The 1,196-nt window shown below is 63.1% G+C and carries 1 protein-coding gene; it reads right to left on the minus strand.

The annotated features are described in order from the left end of the window. Positions 1-1,196 (minus strand): calcium-binding protein (locus tag BSF40_RS31300; protein ID WP_141249831.1); only part of this gene is annotated, 1,196 nt, incomplete at both ends.

The raw sequence follows: 1,196 nt of genomic DNA on the forward strand, positions 1-1,196 counted from the left end.
GCCGTGATGGTCACGTTGGCAGCGAACGTCGCGCTGGTGATCCCGAACTCCGCGATATTGAGCAGGTCCTGCCCTGCGGCCGCATTGGCTCCGAAGTTCAGGATCGTATCGTTGCCGAAACCCGCGGCACCAAACACGAACGTATCGTTGCCGGCCACGCCGCCACTCATCACGTCGTTACCGCCAGCGCCGACGATGAAGTCGTTACCTGCGCCACCCACGATCGTGTTGGCCAGCCCGTTGCCAGTGCCCACAAAGTTGCCGTTGCCGCCGAAAAACAGATTCTCGACGTTGGCATCCAGGGTGTAGCTCGCGAGCGAGGTCCAGACCGTGTCGTTGCCGCCACCGACGTTCTCGCCTACCACGTCACCAAGGTCGGTGACTTCGTAGACATCGCTGCCGGCACCGCCGACCATCGTGTCGGCTCCGCCGCCACCGATGAGGACGTCATTACCCGCACCACCCACGAGCATGTTGGCGAGCACGTTGCCGACGCCCACGAAGTTGCCGCTGCCGCCGAAAAACAGATTTTCGACGTTGGCATCCAGGGTGTAGCTCGCGAGCGAGGCCCAGACCGTATCGCTGCCAGCACCGGCGAGTTCGATCACCCTGTCCCCAAGGTCGGAGGCTTCATAGATATCGCTGCCATCACCGCCAGCCATCGTGTCGGCACCGCCGGCACCGATGATGACATCGTTACCCGCACCGCCCACGATCTGGTTATCCAGTACGTTGCCGGAACCCACGAAGTTGCCACTGCCGCCGAAAAACAGATTCTCGACATTGGCACCCAGGGCGTAGCTCGAGAGCGAGGTCCAGATCGTGTCGTTGCCGCCACCGACGTTCTCGCCTACCACGTCACCAAGGTCGGTGACTTCGTAGGTATCGCTGCCGGCACCGCCGACCATCGTGTCGGCACCGCCGCCACCGATGAGGACGTCATTACCCGCACCACCGGCGAGCGTGTTGTCGAGCACGTTGCCGATGCCCACGAAGTTGCCGCTGCCGCCGAAAAACAGGTTCTCGACGTTGGCACCCAGGGCGTAGCTTGAGAGCGAGGTCCAGATCGTGTCGCTGCCGGCACCGGCGAGTTCGCTCACCACGTCCCCGAGCTCGGTGACTTCATAGATATCGCTGCCGTCACCGCCGGCCATCGTATCGGCACCACCACCGCCGATGAGCACGTCATTGCCCGC

The sequence above is a fragment of the Pseudomonas sp. ACN5 genome (genome assembly GCF_002303975.1).
GTDB classification, from domain to species: Bacteria; Pseudomonadota; Gammaproteobacteria; order Pseudomonadales; family Pseudomonadaceae; genus Aquipseudomonas; species Aquipseudomonas laurylsulfatiphila.